This window comes from Allobosea sp. GW822-FHT05A11, from assembly GCF_058800455.1.
Genome location: NZ_JBXAMI010000002.1, coordinates 592,992 through 609,135 on the forward strand (window position 1 = coordinate 592,992; position 16,144 = coordinate 609,135).

General features: G+C 68.9%; 10 protein-coding genes. 6 read left to right on the plus strand and 4 right to left on the minus strand.

Features of this window, described 5'->3' with window-relative positions; translation table 11 throughout:
* Positions 1–37 precede the first annotated feature (37 nt).
* The 4 genes from ampH to AC1RLU_RS08085 form a co-directional block, all read right to left on the minus strand.
* Positions 38–1,195, minus strand: a complete 1,158-nt coding sequence (gene ampH / locus AC1RLU_RS08070; RefSeq protein WP_492794893.1) for a D-alanyl-D-alanine-carboxypeptidase/endopeptidase AmpH — start codon at positions 1,193–1,195, stop codon at positions 38–40.
* A 41-nt stretch (positions 1,196–1,236) separates the two neighbouring features.
* Positions 1,237–7,833 (minus strand): hypothetical protein, encoded by a 6,597-nt coding sequence (locus tag AC1RLU_RS08075; protein WP_492794894.1) that lies wholly within the window; start codon positions 7,831–7,833, stop codon positions 1,237–1,239.
* Between the two features lie 201 nt (positions 7,834–8,034).
* Positions 8,035–8,961 (minus strand): GAF domain-containing DNA-binding protein, encoded by a 927-nt coding sequence (locus tag AC1RLU_RS08080; RefSeq protein ID WP_492794895.1) that lies wholly within the window; start codon positions 8,959–8,961, stop codon positions 8,035–8,037.
* Positions 8,962–8,999: 38 nt separating this feature from the next.
* Positions 9,000–9,884 (minus strand): LysR family transcriptional regulator, encoded by an 885-nt coding sequence (locus tag AC1RLU_RS08085; RefSeq protein WP_091855491.1) that lies wholly within the window; start codon positions 9,882–9,884, stop codon positions 9,000–9,002.
* Positions 9,885–10,039: 155 nt separating this feature from the next.
* Between AC1RLU_RS08085 and AC1RLU_RS08090 the strand changes: the two genes are divergently transcribed.
* The 6 genes from AC1RLU_RS08090 (at position 10,040) to AC1RLU_RS08115 (ending at position 16,030) form a co-directional block, all read left to right on the plus strand.
* The gene (locus AC1RLU_RS08090) at positions 10,040–11,197 is read left to right on the plus strand and encodes an NAD(P)/FAD-dependent oxidoreductase (protein WP_492794897.1); all 1,158 of its coding nucleotides are present in this window, start codon (positions 10,040–10,042) and stop codon (positions 11,195–11,197) included.
* A complete protein-coding gene (locus AC1RLU_RS08095) occupies positions 11,194–11,457 on the plus strand; it encodes a 2Fe-2S iron-sulfur cluster-binding protein (RefSeq protein WP_492794899.1) in 264 nt (87 codons plus the stop codon). Before AC1RLU_RS08090 ends, AC1RLU_RS08095 begins: the two co-directional genes overlap by 4 nt.
* Positions 11,450–12,736 (plus strand): FAD-dependent oxidoreductase, encoded by a 1,287-nt coding sequence (locus AC1RLU_RS08100; RefSeq protein ID WP_492794900.1) that lies wholly within the window; start codon positions 11,450–11,452, stop codon positions 12,734–12,736. The genes AC1RLU_RS08095 and AC1RLU_RS08100 overlap by 8 nt, the downstream gene beginning before the upstream one ends.
* Before the next feature lie 7 nt (positions 12,737–12,743).
* Positions 12,744–14,147 carry an aldehyde dehydrogenase family protein gene (locus AC1RLU_RS08105; RefSeq protein WP_492794902.1) on the plus strand — a complete coding sequence of 468 codons (1,404 nt, stop codon included), beginning with the start codon at positions 12,744–12,746 and terminating at the stop codon, positions 14,145–14,147.
* Positions 14,148–14,168: 21 nt separating this feature from the next.
* Entirely contained in the window at positions 14,169–15,077 is a 909-nt protein-coding gene (dapA, locus tag AC1RLU_RS08110; protein WP_492794903.1) for a 4-hydroxy-tetrahydrodipicolinate synthase, read from the plus strand.
* Positions 15,078–15,202: 125 nt separating this feature from the next.
* Positions 15,203–16,030: a transporter substrate-binding domain-containing protein gene (locus AC1RLU_RS08115; RefSeq protein WP_492794905.1), complete on the plus strand. Its 828-nt coding sequence runs from the start codon at positions 15,203–15,205 to the stop codon at positions 16,028–16,030.
* Positions 16,031–16,144 lie beyond the last annotated feature (114 nt).

Genomic DNA, 16,144 nt, shown 5'->3' on the forward strand with positions numbered 1-16,144 from the left:
CGCGAATGCGGGAACGATGCGGGCCGCAGAGATACCTTCAGCGAGCCGGCGCCTGGGAGCCCACTGGCGCCAGTTCCGCTGCGAGATTTCGGACCGATTGCCGGATACCCTCGAACATCGCGAAATTGACGCGGCTTGCCGCCACGAAGATCCCGAGCTTGCGATTGGGGGCGAGCACGACATAGGTCATGAATCCGCCGAGCCCGCCGCTCTTCCCGAGCAGCAGCGGCACGCCGTCGCGGGCGCGGCTGACGACCCAGCCCAGCCCCATGCCTTCCGAATCCGTGACCTCGACCCCGACAGCGCGGCGCAAGCCGTCATGCGGGCGCCAGAGCGCATGGGCCAGCGCCATCGTCGCCTGAGCCTCGCCTGAAAGGTGCCAGCGCATCCAGCGCGCCATGTCATCGGCCGTCGAGTAAAGCCCACCGCTGGCCGCCATGATCGGGGTCGCCTCCCAGTTCGGGTCGGGATTGCCGAACAGGTCGAGCCCCGTCATCACGCGCGGCTTCTGCGCTTCCGAAAGCCGGGCGACCGTATCGGCCATGCCGAGCGGCGCGGTGATCCTGTCGCGCAGCAGGTCGGGGAAGGATTTGCCGCCGGCCTGGGCGAGAGCCTCGCCGAGCAGCCCGAAGCCGACATTTGAGTAGATCGCGGTTGTGCCCGGTGCGTAAGCCGGCGCGTTCTGCCGCATCCAGCTCCAGTAGTAATCGGCCCTGTAGGCGGCAAACGGGTTGCCTTCGCCCGTGACGGCCGGATCACGCAACTCGCGCGGCAGTCCCGCCGAATGCGTCGCGAGATCCAGCAAGGTGAAGGGTTCGCCGCCGAAGGATTTCACGCTGCTTCCGGGCGGCGCGTAGCGGGAGAACGGATCGCTCAGGCCGACGCGGCCTTGTGCCGCCATGTCGGCCAGGAGATCGCCGGTGAGCACTTTCGAGATCGAGCCGAGGCGCAGGATCGAGCGCCCGTCCGGCTCGACCTTGCTGCCCGGTGCGGTCTCGCCGACCCCAACGATCTCGGTCTCGTCACCCTGGACGACCGCAACGATCAGGCCGGGCGCACCGGAATTCAGGAACATCGCCGTGGCCGCCATCGAGACGGCATCGCGCAGCGCGAGGTCCTTGGTTTGCGCACCGGCCGTTGCCGTCAGGATATGGAGCGCCGCCAATGCGACGCCCGCCTTGCCGATGAATGTCATGATCGCTCCGTGTCATTCCGATGTGTCGCCGGGTACAGGGTCTAGAACCGGTAGGCCGCGCGCAGGGTCGCCGACTGGTCGAGATAGCGGCTGGCGGCACGCGCCGTGTATTCGGCGCGGAGTTCGAAGCCTTTCGCGGTGACCAGTTCCAGGCCGGCCGAGACGTTGCCATAGGTCTTCGGCAGCCCTGTCACGAGGGTGAAGGGGGCTGCGTCGAAGGCGGCGAGATGCAGCTTCGAGGTCCAGTCGCTGGTCGGCAGGATGCTCACGCCCGCCGAGAGATAGGAGCGCAACGTCATGCCGTTGAGGTCGTGGCGCGCGCCGATCTCCAGGCTCGGTGTCGCCATGACGGTGAAACGGTCGCTGCGATGCACCGCGAGATCGAACCAGCCGGCCCCGCTTTCGCGATGGCCGCGCTGCACCGTGTAGTTGAGATCGAGATCAACGAAGGGCTTGGCGTACCAGCTGCCGAAATCCATCTGGTAGGCGGCGCGCAGGCGGCCGCCGCCGAAATCGAGCTGCGGCTCGCTCGTGGCGATGCCTCCCGGCGCCCGGCGCGACGTCTTCGCCATGTCGCGGCCGATCTGCACCGCCGCGGCGAACTGCCAGGGGCCGAGCTGGCGCTTCAGCGTGAGACCACCGATGAAGCTGTCATTGTCGCTCGTCGAGCCCGCCGCCGTGCTGGTCCGCCCGAAGCCATAGCTCGCCGCACCGCCGAGAAACCAACCGGGTGCGAACTCTCGCTGCGCCCCGAGGCTCAACGTGGTCTGCCTGATCCGAAAGCCGCTATCGCTGGCGCTGCTGCCGCGGCGCATCCAGTTCGAGCCGACCCGCGCCCAGTTGCAATCGCTTTCGGAGAGCGCCGCACCGGGCCCCGTGAAGGCCGGACAGCTCATCAGCCGGTTGAAGAAGGCGAACGATTCGTTGATCTGGTTGGCGGACCGCGCGCCGACCCCATCATTGGCGATCGCATCGACGACGCTGCCGTGATGCGCGAGCGACTCGACGCTCGTGAAAGCATCGAACAATGGGCCTGCCCGCATGTCGCCGCTGTCCCACAGCGCCTGGATGTGCTTCGCGACGCGCGACCGGTCAGCGCTCAGGCCGCCATTGGCGAGCCCGAAATGGCCGTCGACCGTCAGGAAAAGGTCGCGCCCGTCCGGGCTTTGAAGCATCCGGTAGCTATAGGCGGTCGTCCCGCTCTTGATCGCGAAGGCGCCGGTCGGCCGATCGTCGAAATGCGCGACCTGCAGCGAGACGCCCGGCCGGGGCTTCTGGAGCTGCGGTTCAAGCTGGCCGGCCAGTGACGGCGCCGTGCCCGAGCTTGCTACGGAGATCATGTCGGCGGTGCCGGCGCCGAAATCGACGTCGGCCTGATAGATTCCGCCCGGGCTCTGTTCGAAGACGCTCGCGATCCGCGTCGTGGCGATGCTTCCGCCATGTGCCACCGCACCGCCCGGATTGATCGTCCCGGAGTTGTACAGCCGTGTCTGATATTGCGCGCCCATCGCAAGGACGCCGCCGGGCCGGTTGTCGATGTCGCTGTTGAAGGGGTCCCCGGTGGTGAGGATATCACCGATCATGGTCCCGCTGTTGCTGATTGACAGGCCGCCATTCGTCGAGCGCCCGGCGACCTTGCCACTGATCACGCCGGCATTGTCGACGCGCGTGTAGAACTCGCTGATCGCGAGGATCGCGGCATCCCGCTCGCTGGTGACATGCGCACCGGGCGCGATGCTGATCGCGATCGGCGTCGAGCGATTGTTCACGTCGGGGCTGGCGCTCATGCTGACGGCGACGATGGCCGGCGCCCCTGCCCCGCCAGCATGCACGACGGCATCGCGCCCGACCGTGATCTCGACCTTGCCGCCCTTTGTGTTGGTCCCCCAACTGCCCTGGTTCGCCTCGAGCAGGATGCCGCCATCCTTGAAGACAGCGCCGCCGCCGAGGCTCATCGCCACGATGGCAGGTGCGCGAGCACCAAAGCTCGCGACCCAGCCATTGTCCCCGACAGCGACCTTCACCGCACCGCCATTGCCACCTGCGCCCTGGACGTTGCCGGGCGCGGACCGGACCAGCCCGGTATCGTAGGAGATCGACGAGAGGTCGCCGGCGATGCCGCCGCCCCCGCCGATGCTCTGCGCCAGGATGCCGATGGCGCCCTGGCCATAGGTCTCGACCGATCCGTCGATCCTGACGCCGACCGCGCCGCCATCGCCATAGGTCACCGAACCGAAGAGGGAGACCGGATTGAGGGTGACAAGGCCCGGCTGCGTCGTCAGCGCGGCCATGCCGCCGCCGGCACCGACGCTCTGGGCGACGATGCCATGCGCCGCCTTGCCCGTGGTCGTGAGATCGCCGTCCTTGCCCAGGGCGACGGCGATGTCCTGCCCCCAGCCCTGCACGCCGCGGGTGGCATTGAGGGTGAGCGTCATCGGAAAGGCGAGCGCGCCCTGCGTGGCCGCCGTTGCGACATAGCCGCCGCCGGCGCCGACGCTCTGGGCGAGAACGCCGAAGGCGAGGTCGCCGGAGGTCCTGATCAGGCCGTCGACGGCGACCCTGACCTTGCCGCCATCGGCCTTGCCGCGTCCAGTTTCCGCCCCAAGCGTGATGTCGTGCGAGCCGGAGGCGGGGCGGTCGAACACCAGGCTCGCCGCGCCGCCGCCGCCGCCGATGCTCTGGGCCATGATCGCGTGCGACAGCAGGCCCGAGGTTTCGATTCGGCCAGTCGACCGGACGAAGACATTGCCGCCGTGCCCGTTCGCGCCGAAGGCTCCGACCTTGGTCGCACCGCTGAGCGAGATCGGCATGTTGCCGACGCCGGCGCCGCCACCGAAGCGGGACGCACTGCGTCCTCCACCGCCACCGACGCTCTGGGCGAGGATGCCGGGTGAATCCACGCCGAAGGTGCTGATCCGCCCGCGGTTCTCGATCACGACCGCATAGTCGGTCGGATCATCGGCGACGCGTAGTCCCCCACCGCCATGGCCGCCGGCTCCGCCGCCTCGGCCGATGTTCAGGCCGATATTGAAGGACTGGTTGCCGAGCACCGTATGGCTGCTGCCGGCATTGCCGCCGCCGCCGCCGACCGTCTGGGCGAAGATGGCCGGCGCCTGATCGCCATGGGTCGTGATCTGGCCGGTATTGGCGATCTCGACATGGCCGGCATTGCCGCCGCTGCCGCCGGCGCCGCCAACATTGAAGGAAAGGCTCGCCCCGCCTTGCGCCTGCAGGAGCGGAACCGCGTCGAGCAGCGCGCGCAGAACGGTCGTGCGCATGTTGGCGTCGGAGAACAGATCCTTGGCGATGTCCTCGACGCTGCGGCCGACGCTGCCGCCGTTGCCACCGCCACCGCCGATGCTCTGGGCGAAGATGCCGGCTGCTCCGGCGCCGCCCGTCTCGACCGTTCCGCTATTGGCGACCTTGACCGCGCCGCCATCGCTGGAGCCGCCGCCGCGCCCGCCGAGATTGAGGTTGAGGCCGAAGGTCTCGGGAAATTGCCGGAAATTCGCGCCGGCGGCAGCGAGCGTCCCGAGCGCATCGACCAGGGTCGTCGTCAGCGTGCTGATCGCATGGGAATCGGCGCTGCCGCCATTGCCGCCGCCACCACCGATGCTCTGCGCGACGATCGCATGCGCGCCGGTTCCCGTGGTCCGCAACGTTCCGGCATTGTCGATCGCGACCGTGCCGCCATGGCTGCCGCTACCGCCATTGCCGCCGACCGTCACATTGCTGGTGAAGGAGGGTGTGAACTGGCTCGTCACCCATTTATCTGCCGAGACCGCGCGCAATGTGCTGATCAGGCGGAAGAGTGCGCTGATGTCTCCGCCGATCGCGGATGCCAACGAATTGCCGGTGAGCCGCTCCGCATTGCCGCCATCGCCGCCGCCGCCACCGATGCTCTGTGCGAAGATTCCATAGGACATCTCGCCGGCCGTCGAGACGGTGCCGCGATTGGCGATCGTGACCGAGCCGCCGTGATTGCCGCTGCCGCCGGTGCCGCCGATCGTGATCGCGCTGGTCCCGCGCTGCGACGGGCTGGTCTTGCCCTGGGAACTTCCGCCCGCCCCGCCACCGCCGCCCACGCTCTGGGCATAGATGCCGGCCGCGGCGATGCCCGTGCTGGTGATCGTCCCCTCATTGGTGAGGACGACGCTGCCACCGACAGCGCCGAGACCGCCATGCCCGCCAACCGAGGTCGCGACGCCGAACGTCGTCGGCGCAGCCTGCGGCGTTCCTTCCGGCAGGGGCACGATCTGCGCGCCGCTGACCTCGGCTAGCGCGCTGCCGCCGACACCGCCGCTCCCACCGATGCTTTGCGCGATGATGCCCCGAGCATTGTCGCCACCGGTCGCGATCGTGCCTCTGTTCAGGACGTTGACCGCGCCGCCGACGCCGCCGATGCCGCCCGCTCCGCCAACGGCGACGCCAGTGGTGAATTGCGAGGCGGCGAGCAGGGTCAGGCTCTGCGTGGCGGTTGAGCCGCCGATGCCGCCGCCACCGCCGATGCTTTGGGCGACGAGGCCATGCGCGCCGGCGCCTGCCGTCCTGATCGCGCCCAATTGCTGGGCGTCGACGCTGCCGCCGGTCCCGCCACTGCCGCCGGCGCCGCCGACCGCGACGCTCAGCGCGGCGGCCGCAGGCCCTGTCGGGCTGCCGCTGATCGGCACGCCCACGGTGAGTTGCTTCGTCCAGACCGAACCGCCATTACCGCCACCGCCGCCGATGCTCTGTACGGTCGCGCCGATGCTCTGTGCGCCGGCCGTCGTAACCTCGCCCTCGTTGACGAGGCTGGCGGTGCCGCCATTGCCGCCGCTGCCGCCACTCCCGCCGATATTGACGCCGACATTGAGCCCGACCCCGATCGCGATCAGGTTCGCGGCGCCGCCACTGCCGCCGCCGCCACCGATGCTCTTGACGCTGATGCCGGTGGCATTGGCGCCGAAGGTCGCGACCACGCCGCTATTGCCGACCGAGACGGCACCGCCCGAACGGCCACCACCACCGCTTCCGCCGAGGCTGACGCCGAGCGGCCCGACGCTGATGGCGCGCGCGATGCCGGCATCGCCACCGCCGCCGCCGATCGACATCGCGTCGATCCCCGTGCCGAAGGCGCCATGGGTGGCGATGCTGCCGGAGCGCGTGTTCGTCACCGTGACCAGGCCGCCATCGCCGGCATTGCCGCCGCTACCTCCCGCAGAGACGAAGCCGCCCTGCGTGCTGCCGCCGGTGGCACCGCCGCCGCCGATGCTGCGCGCGACAATGCCCCTGGCGTTCTCGCTGTTCTCCGGCGCGTCGCCGCCGGCGCTGATCGCGCCCGCATTGGTGATGCTGATCGCGGCATCGCTGCCGCCGCTGCCACCACTGCCGCCGCTCGACCAGATCACGCCGTGGTCGTTACCGCCGGCACCGCCCTTCCCGCCTGTGGCGAAGGCGCCGATGCCATAGCTGTCGCGGCCGATCGTGGTGATGCCGATCGCGTTCGAGATGGTGATCCGGCCGGTGCCGCCGCCATTGCCGCCGTCATAGCCTTCCGGCCCCGCGATATGCCCCTTGCTGCCATCGCCGCCGTTGCCGCCGATGCTCGTGGTACGGACGCCGAAGGTGCCGTCTCCCGTCGCCGTGATATGCGAAGCCGTACCGCGCAGGATGATGTTGATGTCGCCGCCCCGGCCGCCGGCGCCACCGGCACTGCCGGAGCTCAACGCCCCCGCCGGCAGCCCGGAGCCGCCATGCCCGCCGATGCTGCTGGCTGCGATGCCGCCGGTCGCCGTCGTCAGCACGCCGCTGAAGGTCAGGTCGATCCGCCCGCCGGCGCCGCCAAGGCCCGATTCGCCATCATAGTTGGGATTGACGCTGTTGCCGCGACCGCCGCCACCATTGCCGCCGCTCGAGGCAAGTCCGATCGCGGCTCCGACCATGCTCGGCCCCTGAACCGTGATCGTCCCGGCCGAGATCTTCGAGGCGATGTCGCCGCCGCGCCCGCCATCGCCGGCCTTCTCGTTGACCGCAGCACGCCGCGCCGCCGCGTCGAAAGCCGAGCCGCCCGCGGTGGTCGCCCACAGGAAATGCCCCGTGACGGTCGCGTTGGAGAGAGTCAGATCCGTCGTCAGCTTTCCGCCATGACCCGCCTGGCCATAGCTGTGACCGCCGGTGACGATGCTCGTCGCCCCGCCATTGCCGCCGAGCGAGACCAGCGTCAGTCCCGGCCCGAGCTGGCTGAAGAATGGGCCGGAGGGCATCTGCGACGTCGGGCGTGCGATGACTGTGATCGCGCCTCCGTCGCCGCCATTGCCGCCCCAATGGTTGTGGCGGTCCGAGCTCTCGCCGCCCTTGCCACCATTACTGCGCAGCAGGACGCCGCCTTGACCGGGAATGGTCGAAGCCACTCCGAGTGACGGAATCTGGGCCGTGATATCGCGCCCCGACTGCCCGTTCTCGCCGTTGTCATTGTGGTTTCCGGCCGATTTCCCGTCGCGCCCGCCGGCTCCCGAGTTGTCGATGCAGATGACGGCGCCTGAAGGACAGCTCTGGGCGAGCGCCGGCATGCCGGCAAGCAGGTCGGCAGCCGTCACCAATGCCAGGCCGGAGACGGAACAGGACAGCCAGCGCGACGAGAGACCGAAGCTCCTGCGCATCACGGTACCCCCTCGAAACGCTCGTCCGATGCCGGAGAGGCCGCGAATGGAGGCAACCGAAGCCCAGGCTGGCAAGCCCGTTTCGACCGATTGCCGGCTGGTGCCGACGAATCGACATGCCATTTCGCACGAGGATTAATCCGGCCTTACCGCCGCGCCGGCAGGATGCCCTGAAACCGTTTGCCCCGAACCTGCCGCGAATCAGATGCCAAGGCGTTCCCGGAGAGCCTGCCGGTAAGGGCGCGAGACGCTCCAGACCGCCTCGCTGGCGCGCAGCTGCACCGTCCACTTGCCATTGCCCGCGCCTGCCGGTCCGATCTTGCCGACATGCTTCAGGTTGACGATCGCGGTGCGGTGAATGCGCAGGAAGTCGGCCGCGGGCAGGAGCGCGGTCCACAAGCCCAATGGGCGGGCATCGAGCATGACGGAGCCCCCGATCAACCAGACCTGCGTATAGTCCCTGGCCGAGCGCAGGCCGAGAATCTCGCCCGGCGCGACACCCCGAACCTCGCCGCCTCGGCGCAGATAGAGCAGCGGCGGAAATGCGCCCACGCTGCGCGCCTGCGCCTCGGGCGGCGGAAGCCCCTCGGCAGTTTCCTTGTAGAGCGCCAGGCTGATCAGTTCGGCGCAGGCTGCGAGCGAGCCCGCCTCGCTCGCGTTCCATGTCCGCCGCGTCCGCGTCATGTCGAAGCCGATACAGGCCCGCAGCCTGTCCTTGCCGAAGACCGGCACGCTCAGGACGCTCTTGTCGTCCTGTCGCAGCATCTCGGTCGCCAGGGGGCCGGCGAGCCGCGGCAAGCGCTCGACATCGTGGATCATGACCGCGTCGCCCTTCACCAGGGAGCGATGCAGCCAGCCGATCATGGTCACCGGGGCGTCCTGAAGGTCCTGGACATGCGAGCGCACGCCGTCCCGGCACCATTCATGGGTGTTGTGGAAGCGCAGCAGGCCATCGTCATATTCGAACATCCAGGCCCGATCGACATCGGCCCGCGTGCCAAGATCCTTCAGGATGCCGGAGATCGCGCCCCATGCCGGTTCTCTCAGCAGGTGGCGTGCCGCCAGGAACGGCCAGTCCGCTCCGGATCCGCAGGGCTCGCCGACCGGGACATTTTCGAAAGAGCGCATGGGGGGACAGAGCTTCGTGGCGCGTGCCGACAGGGACTTCATCCCATCACGGAAGTGAAACCCACGCAAAGCTGCCTTAGCGCAACGACGTACGGGTTCCGTGCCAGAAAGCTGGCTTCGCCGAAGTAAATGGGAATCTCGGGCAGTTCCGGCAGATCGATCGCGGTAATCGTGGTCTCGGTGCCATCGATGCACCAGGCGGGGATGATCGCATAGCCGAGACCTGCCTCGACGCAGCGTTTGACGCTCGAACTCCCCGAAGTCGAGATCGCGATCTCCATCTCGGTATCGCCCGCCTGCAGGTAGTCGATGGCGAGGTTGCGCAGAAGCTGGCCGGGCTCATAGGTCACGAAGGGGCGCCCCTGGACCCATTGCCTGATCTCTCCTTGTGGCGGCGCCCCCCATTCGCGCGGGAAAACGAGCGCCGGCCGATACGTGCAGACGAGGTGCTGCGGCACATTGGGGTCGCCGAAATAGCGCTCGGTAATGCACAGGTCGAGGCTGCCGTCGCGGATCATCTCCGGCAGGGCGGTATCGCGCTCGAAGGCGATGATCTCGACCTGCGGGAAAAGAGCGCGGAATTGCGCCAGGATCGGCGGCATCAGATAAAAGAAGATCGCCTGCGGCAAGCCGATGCGCAGCACCGGCCGCTCCTTCTGAAGCGTCCGGTCAAGCCGGGTCAGCATCGTGTCGAGCTCAGGCAGCAGGAGCTTGTAGAGGCTGCGTCCGCGCGGCGTCAGGGTCACCGTCTTCGCGCCCTGCTCGGAGACGACCAGCCGTTCGCTCAACAGCTGCTCGAGCCGACGCACATGGTTCGCGGCCGATTGGTAGCTCATGCCGAGCTTGCGGGCGGCGGCGGAATACGAGCCGTCGCGCGCGACGATGAAGAACGTCTGGATGAGCGTCAGATTGGCTTCGCGCATGCGCCCCCCTCGGCCGGTGCGTCACCTCTCCTACAACAGCCTGGCTTCGATGACTTGCAAACAATGATGCAAGTCGAGGCGGATGATTTGGATCGACCCCATAGGTGAAGCCGACGAGGTTCGGGCCATCGCTTTACGGGACGAACCGCTTCTGCATGGCCTCCTCTTCACCCCTTCATGTCGCCGTGATCGGCACGGGGATCGTCGGCGCCTCCGCCGCCCATTTCCTCGCCGCCGCAGGGGCGCGGGTGACGCTGCTCGATGCTTCCGGACCGGCGGCGGGCGCGACCGGCGCCTCGGACGGAGCGGTCTCGGTGGCGAGCAAGCGACCGGGTCCGATGATGGATCTCGCCCGCCATGCGCGCGCCTTCTACGTGCGCCACGAGCGGGACGGGTTGTTTCGCGGCCTGTTCCATCGCCGCTCGACCTTCCTCGTCGCCCGCACGGCCATCGAGGCCGATCTCGTCGCCCGGCATGGCGCGGACCTGGCGGCCGCGGGCGAACGCGTCATCGAGGTCGATCGTGCGACGCTTCTCGCGCGCATTCCGGGCCTCGGCGACAGCGTCTGCGCCGCGCTCGAGATTCCCGATGACGGGCATGCGCTGGGCTACGAGATCACGCAGCGCCTGCTGGCGACGAGCCGTGTCGACATCCGCCGCAACGCGCCCGTTTCAGAGATCGTCATGCGGGCCGGCCGCGCCTGCGGCGTCCTGATCCGCGACGAACTCCTTCCGGCCGATGCGGTGCTCGTTGCAGCGGGCATCGGCTCGGCGCCGCTGCTCGGACTCGGCGAGATCCTGATCCCGCGGAAGGGCCAGATGGCCGTCACCGATCGAGCGACAACTGCCGGCCCGGCCATCGACGGTCATTTGATGGCTGCTTCATATCTCGCGGCGAAACGCGGCATCGTACGCGACAACAGCCATATCGGGCTGGTGATCGACCCGCTGATGACGGGCCAGTTCCTCATCGGGGGCAGCCGCGAGGACCATCGCAGCGACCACAGCACCGATGCCGCGACGATCGCGGCGATCCTGCGGGAGGCGCTCGATCTCTACCCGCCGCTGGCGGCCCGCCGCGTCCTGCGCAGCTTCGCCGGCGTCAGGTCGGCATCCCGCGACGGCCTGCCGATCGTCGGCCCGCATCCGCATCGCCCGGGCGTGGTCATCGCCACCGGCTTCGAAGGCGACGGCATCTGCCTCGGCCCGTTCATGGGCGCGAGCGCCGCCCGCCTGCTGCTCGGCGAGAGACCCGAAGCCGACTTGTCCTCCTTGTCGCCGCAACGCCTGGTCCGGGCCGAGGTCCACGCATGACCAGCCATTTCTTCTGGAACGGCGGCCCGGTAACCTTCCAGCCGGGCGAGACGATCGCCGCGGCGCTGCTACGTGCCGGCCTTGCCGATCTCGGCCGGCCATCGAATGCGCCAGGCGGGCGCGTCTTCTGCGGAATTGGCGCCTGCCAGGGCTGCGTCGTCGCCGTGATGGGCGCGGCACCGGTCGAGGCCTGCCTGACGCCGGCGCGCGAGGGCCTCCGGCTCGGCTCGCTGCCCCTTGTCGGAGCCCGACATGCGTGAGGCTCCCATCCTCGTCGTCGGCGCCGGGCCGGCAGGCGCGAGCGCGGCCGCGACCATCGCGGAAGCCGGGCTGCCCGTCCTCCTGATCGAGCAGCGAGACCAGTTCGGCGGCGCCATCCATCGCCAGCCGGCCGCGGGCAACGACAGCCATGTCTGGCGCCCTGCCCGGCACCGCCGCAACTGGGCCGGGTTGATGGTCCGGCTGCAAGCCTGCGCCGGCCGGATCGAGACCCGGACCGAGACCATCTTTCTCGGGGTCGACAGCGAAGGGCGTTTCCTGTTCGACGATCGTCGCGCGGCCTGCGTCTTCGCGCGCCGCCCTCGCGCGGCGATCATCGCCGTCGGCGCCGTCGAGGCGATCCGTCCTTTCCCCGGCTGGGAACGGCCCGGCGTGATGAGCGCCGGCGGGGCGCAGGTGCTGCTCAAGGAAACCGGCCGCCCTCCGGAAGGCCCGATCCTGGTGGCCGGCAGCGGGGCGCTTCTGCCCGCCCTGGCGGCCCAACTGGCCAAGGCCGGCAATCCGCCCGTCGCCGTGCTGGAGCGCGGCCGGCCCTGGAACGCCCCGGCGGCGCTGGCCCGACTCGCTCTGTCATGGGGCCCGATGAGCGAGGCTGCGGCCTATGCGACGACGCTCGCTGCGAGCCGCGTGCCCTATCGCTGCGGAGCGGCCGTCACGCAGGCGGAGCCGGATGGTGACGCGCTCAAGGTCGGCATCCGCGTCGGCGATCAGCGGCACGTCCTGCGCGTGCGGCATCTGCTGATCCATGACGGCATCGAGCCGAACCGTACGGGCATTCCGCTGCCAGATCCCGACGCGGCCGTACCGGTCCTGCTCGCCGGCGACGGGCGGGAAGCGCTCGGAGCCGATGCCGCGATCCTCGATGGCCGCCGCGCTGCAACGCAGGTACTCGTCCGCCTCGGCCACGCCGCGCCGCGCGCGTGGCCGGACGAGCGGGGCCTGATCCGGGCGCGCGGCTTCCAGGCCGCCCTCACCCGGGCGCTCCATAGCGAGCCTGTCGTGCCCGCCCCCGAGACGCTGATCTGCCGATGCGAAGGCCGCAGCTATGCCGACCTTGCGGCTCTGGCGCAGGACGCTTCCGCTCGCGAAATCCGGCTGATGGGCCGCTTCGGGCTCGGCGCCTGCCAAGGCCGTTTCTGCAGCCCGATGATCGCGGCCCTGCATGGCCGGCCACTGCCGGCCGCAATCCCCCCGCGCTGGCCGCTGCGACCGGTTTCGGTCGCAGCGCTCGCCCGCCTGACAACAGATGAAACGGAGTGATCTGACCGTGCCCCTCTCCCTCGCCAAGCCTGCCCGGGCCACCGCCGCCTCCATGGTCGAGGTCACCAATCCATTCGACGGCTCCGTCATCGGTCAGGTTCGCCAGGCCGACGAAATTGCCGTAGCCGACGCCCTGCGCCGGGCGCGCAAGGCCTGGGCGAGCTTCCGCTTCAGCACGCCTGCCGAGCGCAAGGACCTGCTCCATCGCCTCGCGGAACGCCTTGGCGACGAGGCTGAGGCGATGGCCCGGACGATCTGCGCGGAGGTCGGCAAGACGATTACCGAGGCGCGCAACGAGGTTCGTCGCGCCCGCAACACGCTGCGGCTGAGCGGCGATGCCGTGACCGTGCTTCATGGCGAGGTGCTGCCGACGGCCATCGTACCGGGCGCGCCGGACAAGCAGGCCGTGATCACCCATGAACCGGCAGGCGTCCTCGGCGCGATCACGCCGTTCAACTATCCGCTCAACCTGCTCTGCCACAAGCTCGGCCCCGCGATCGCGGCCGGCAACGCCGTCGTGGCCAAGCCCTCGCCGAAGGCCCCGCTCGCCGCCCAGCGACTGGCGGAGCTGGCCGAGGAGGCGGGCTTTCCCGCCGGCCTGTTCAGCGTGGTCCATGGCGGCGCCGATGTCGCGGCGATGATCGCGAGCGGCGATATCGACCTGCTCAGCTTCACCGGCGGGCCGGCGGCGGGCCTGGCGCTGAAGAATGCCTCGGGCCTCGTGCGCTGCCTGATGGAACTCGGCGGCAACGACCCGCTGATCGTCATGCCGGATGCGGATCTCGACCGCGCCGCCGAGGTCGCGATCACCCACCGCTTCGAGATCGCCGGCCAGAGCTGCGCGGCCGTGAAACGCCTCTACCTGCACGATGCGATCCGCGAGACGATGATCGAGCGCATCGCCGCAAAGGTCGCGCAGGTTTCGACCGGCGATCCGGCCGATGCCGCCACCGTCATGGGCACCGTGATCGACGAGCCGGCTGCGGCCGAGGTCGAGCGGCGCGTCAAGCTCGCCGTCGCGGATGGCGCCCGGATCGTCGCCGGCGGCAGCCGCCGCGGCACGCTGTTCGCGCCGACCCTCATCGATGCCGTTCCGGCGCAGACGGAACTCGTCCGATCGGAGACCTTCGGGCCAGTGCTCGCGGTGCGCCCCTTCCACGATCCCGAAGCGGTGATCGCCGAGATCAATGGCGGCGCCTACGGGCTGCAGGCCGGCCTTTTCACCAATGACCATGCGCTGGTGAAGCGCGTTGCGCGCCGGCTGCGCGTCGGTGGCGTCATGGTCAATGAGGGGCCCGATTTCCGCGCCGAGAACGTGCCGTTCGGCGGCATCAAGTCGAGCGGGCTCGGCCGCGAGGGCGTCCACATGACGTTGCGTGAAATGAGCGAAATCAAGGTCGTCATCGACTGACGACGCAGGGGAGTTAAGCCGATGATCGATCCAGAACTGCGCCGCCGGCTCACCGGCGTCTTCACTGCACTGGTCACGCCGTTCCGTGCCGGGGGGCTCGATATTCCCGCGCTCGCGAATCTCATCGAGGCGCAGATCGCCGCCGGTGTCGCCGGGCTGGTGCCTGTCGGCACGACCGGCGAGGCCGCGACGCTGAGCGACGAGGAAGCCGACACCGTCATCCGCACCACGATCAAGGCTGCGCGCGAGCGGGCCTTCGTCATGGCCGGCGCAGGCTCGAACGCGACACAGCTCGCGATCGGCAAGGCGGTACGCGCCGAGGCGGCGGGCGCGGACGGCCTCCTGCTGGTGACGCCCTACTACAACAAGCCCTCGCAGGACGGGCTGTTCGATCACTTCTCGGCCATCGCCAGCGCGGTCGGCCTGCCGATCATGCTCTACAGCGTGCCAGGGCGCACCGGCGTCGAGATCGCTCCCGCGACCGCGGCCCGGCTCGCGGCGGCTCATTCCAACATCGTCGGCCTCAAGGAAGCGGGCGGCAAGGCGGAGCGCATCACGGAACTCAGGCTGGCGGTCGGGCAGGATTTCGTGATCCATTCGGGCGATGACGGGCTGACCCTGCCTTTCCTGGCGCTCGGCGCCGACGGCGTGACAAGCGTGGCCTCGAACCTCCTCCCGGCCGAGATCGTGGCTTTGTGCCGGGCCTGGTTCGAGGGCCGCCCGCACGAGGCCCGCCGCATCCACGAGGCGCTGTTCGACCTGATCGGCGACCTCTTCATCGAGAGCAACCCGGTGCCGGTGAAGACCGCGCTGGCGAGAACCGGCCTGATCGGCAGCGAACTGCGTGCCCCCCTTGCACCCCTGCGCCCGGAGAACCTCAAGGTCCTGGAGGCGAGCCTGAAGGCCTTCGCGAGCCACCCGAACATATAAGAAAACCGGTAGGAGGATGTCCTACTCTCGCATTGTCCGCTCAAGTGTGTCGCATAGGCTTTTGCCGTCCTAGCAACCAGCACAAGACCGAAAAACATCGGCAAAGGGAACGGAGTGGAAATCTCATGAAGTCGATCATTCGCGCCATCTGCGCCGCCGGCCTTGGATTGCTGGCACTTCAATCCTCGGCCCGGGCCGAGGACACCATCGAGGCGATCCGCGCGCGCGGCGTGCTGCGCATTCCCGGGATCATCAACGAGGACCCCTACTTCAACAAGGATCCGCGCACCGGCGAATGGCGCGGTTTCGCCATCGAGATGGCCCGCGACATCGCCAACACCCTCGGCGTCAAGCTGGAGGTCGTCGAGTCCAGCTGGCCGAACTCCATCCTCGACGTGCAGAGCGGCAAGGCCGATCTCGCGCTCGGCGTCACAGCCACGCCGCAGCGCTCGCTTTCGGTCGCCTTCTCGAACCCGACCTATTTCAACAGCTTCATCATCGTCTCGCCCAAGGCGGAGCTCTCGAAGCTGAGCTGGGCCGAGCTCAACGACCCGAAATACACCTTCGCGGTCGACCTGGGTTCGTCGCAGGATCTCATCTCCCAGCAGTACCTGCCCAAGGCGAAGATGCTGCGCTTCAAGTCGCGCGACGAGGCCATCGTGGCTGTCGTCACCGGCAAGGCCGATGGCCTGGTCAACACGATGCTGAACGGCCTCGTCATGAGCAAGAAGGCGAGCGGCATCGGCAAGGTGATGGTGCCGTCGCCGGTTCTCTCGACTCCGTCCGTGGTCGCGATGAACTGGAAGGCCGACGAGAAGTCGCGTGCCTTCGTCTCCGCCTGGGCCGAGTACAATCGGCGCATCGGCAACAACCAGACCTGGATCGTGAAGAGCCTGGCGCCCTTCGGCATCACGCTCGACGACATGCCCGAAGGCTTCGGCTTCGGCGGCTGAACAAGGCCCGGTCAGGCTGCATGATTTCAGGCGGAATCACCATGATCCGCCTGAAACCCGAACCGGACTCCCGTCGCGAATGAGGGCAGGATAACCGCGAAAACGGCTTGCCGA

Bases quoted from the DNA above. Each gene is read 5' to 3' on its own strand.
- ampH (WP_492794893.1), bottom strand. From the start codon at position 1,195: ATGACATTCATCGGCAAGGCGGGCGTCGCATTGGCGGCGCTCCATATC.
- AC1RLU_RS08075 (WP_492794894.1), bottom strand. From the start codon at position 7,833: ATGCGCAGGAGCTTCGGTCTCTCGTCGCGCTGGCTGTCCTGTTCCGTC.
- AC1RLU_RS08080 (WP_492794895.1), bottom strand. From the start codon at position 8,961: ATGCGCTCTTTCGAAAATGTCCCGGTCGGCGAGCCCTGCGGATCCGGA.
- AC1RLU_RS08085 (WP_091855491.1), bottom strand. From the start codon at position 9,884: ATGCGCGAAGCCAATCTGACGCTCATCCAGACGTTCTTCATCGTCGCG.
- AC1RLU_RS08090 (WP_492794897.1), top strand. From the start codon at position 10,040: ATGGCCTCCTCTTCACCCCTTCATGTCGCCGTGATCGGCACGGGGATC.
- AC1RLU_RS08095 (WP_492794899.1), top strand. From the start codon at position 11,194: ATGACCAGCCATTTCTTCTGGAACGGCGGCCCGGTAACCTTCCAGCCG.
- AC1RLU_RS08100 (WP_492794900.1), top strand. From the start codon at position 11,450: ATGCGTGAGGCTCCCATCCTCGTCGTCGGCGCCGGGCCGGCAGGCGCG.
- dapA (WP_492794903.1), top strand. From the start codon at position 14,169: ATGATCGATCCAGAACTGCGCCGCCGGCTCACCGGCGTCTTCACTGCA.
- AC1RLU_RS08115 (WP_492794905.1), top strand. From the start codon at position 15,203: ATGAAGTCGATCATTCGCGCCATCTGCGCCGCCGGCCTTGGATTGCTG.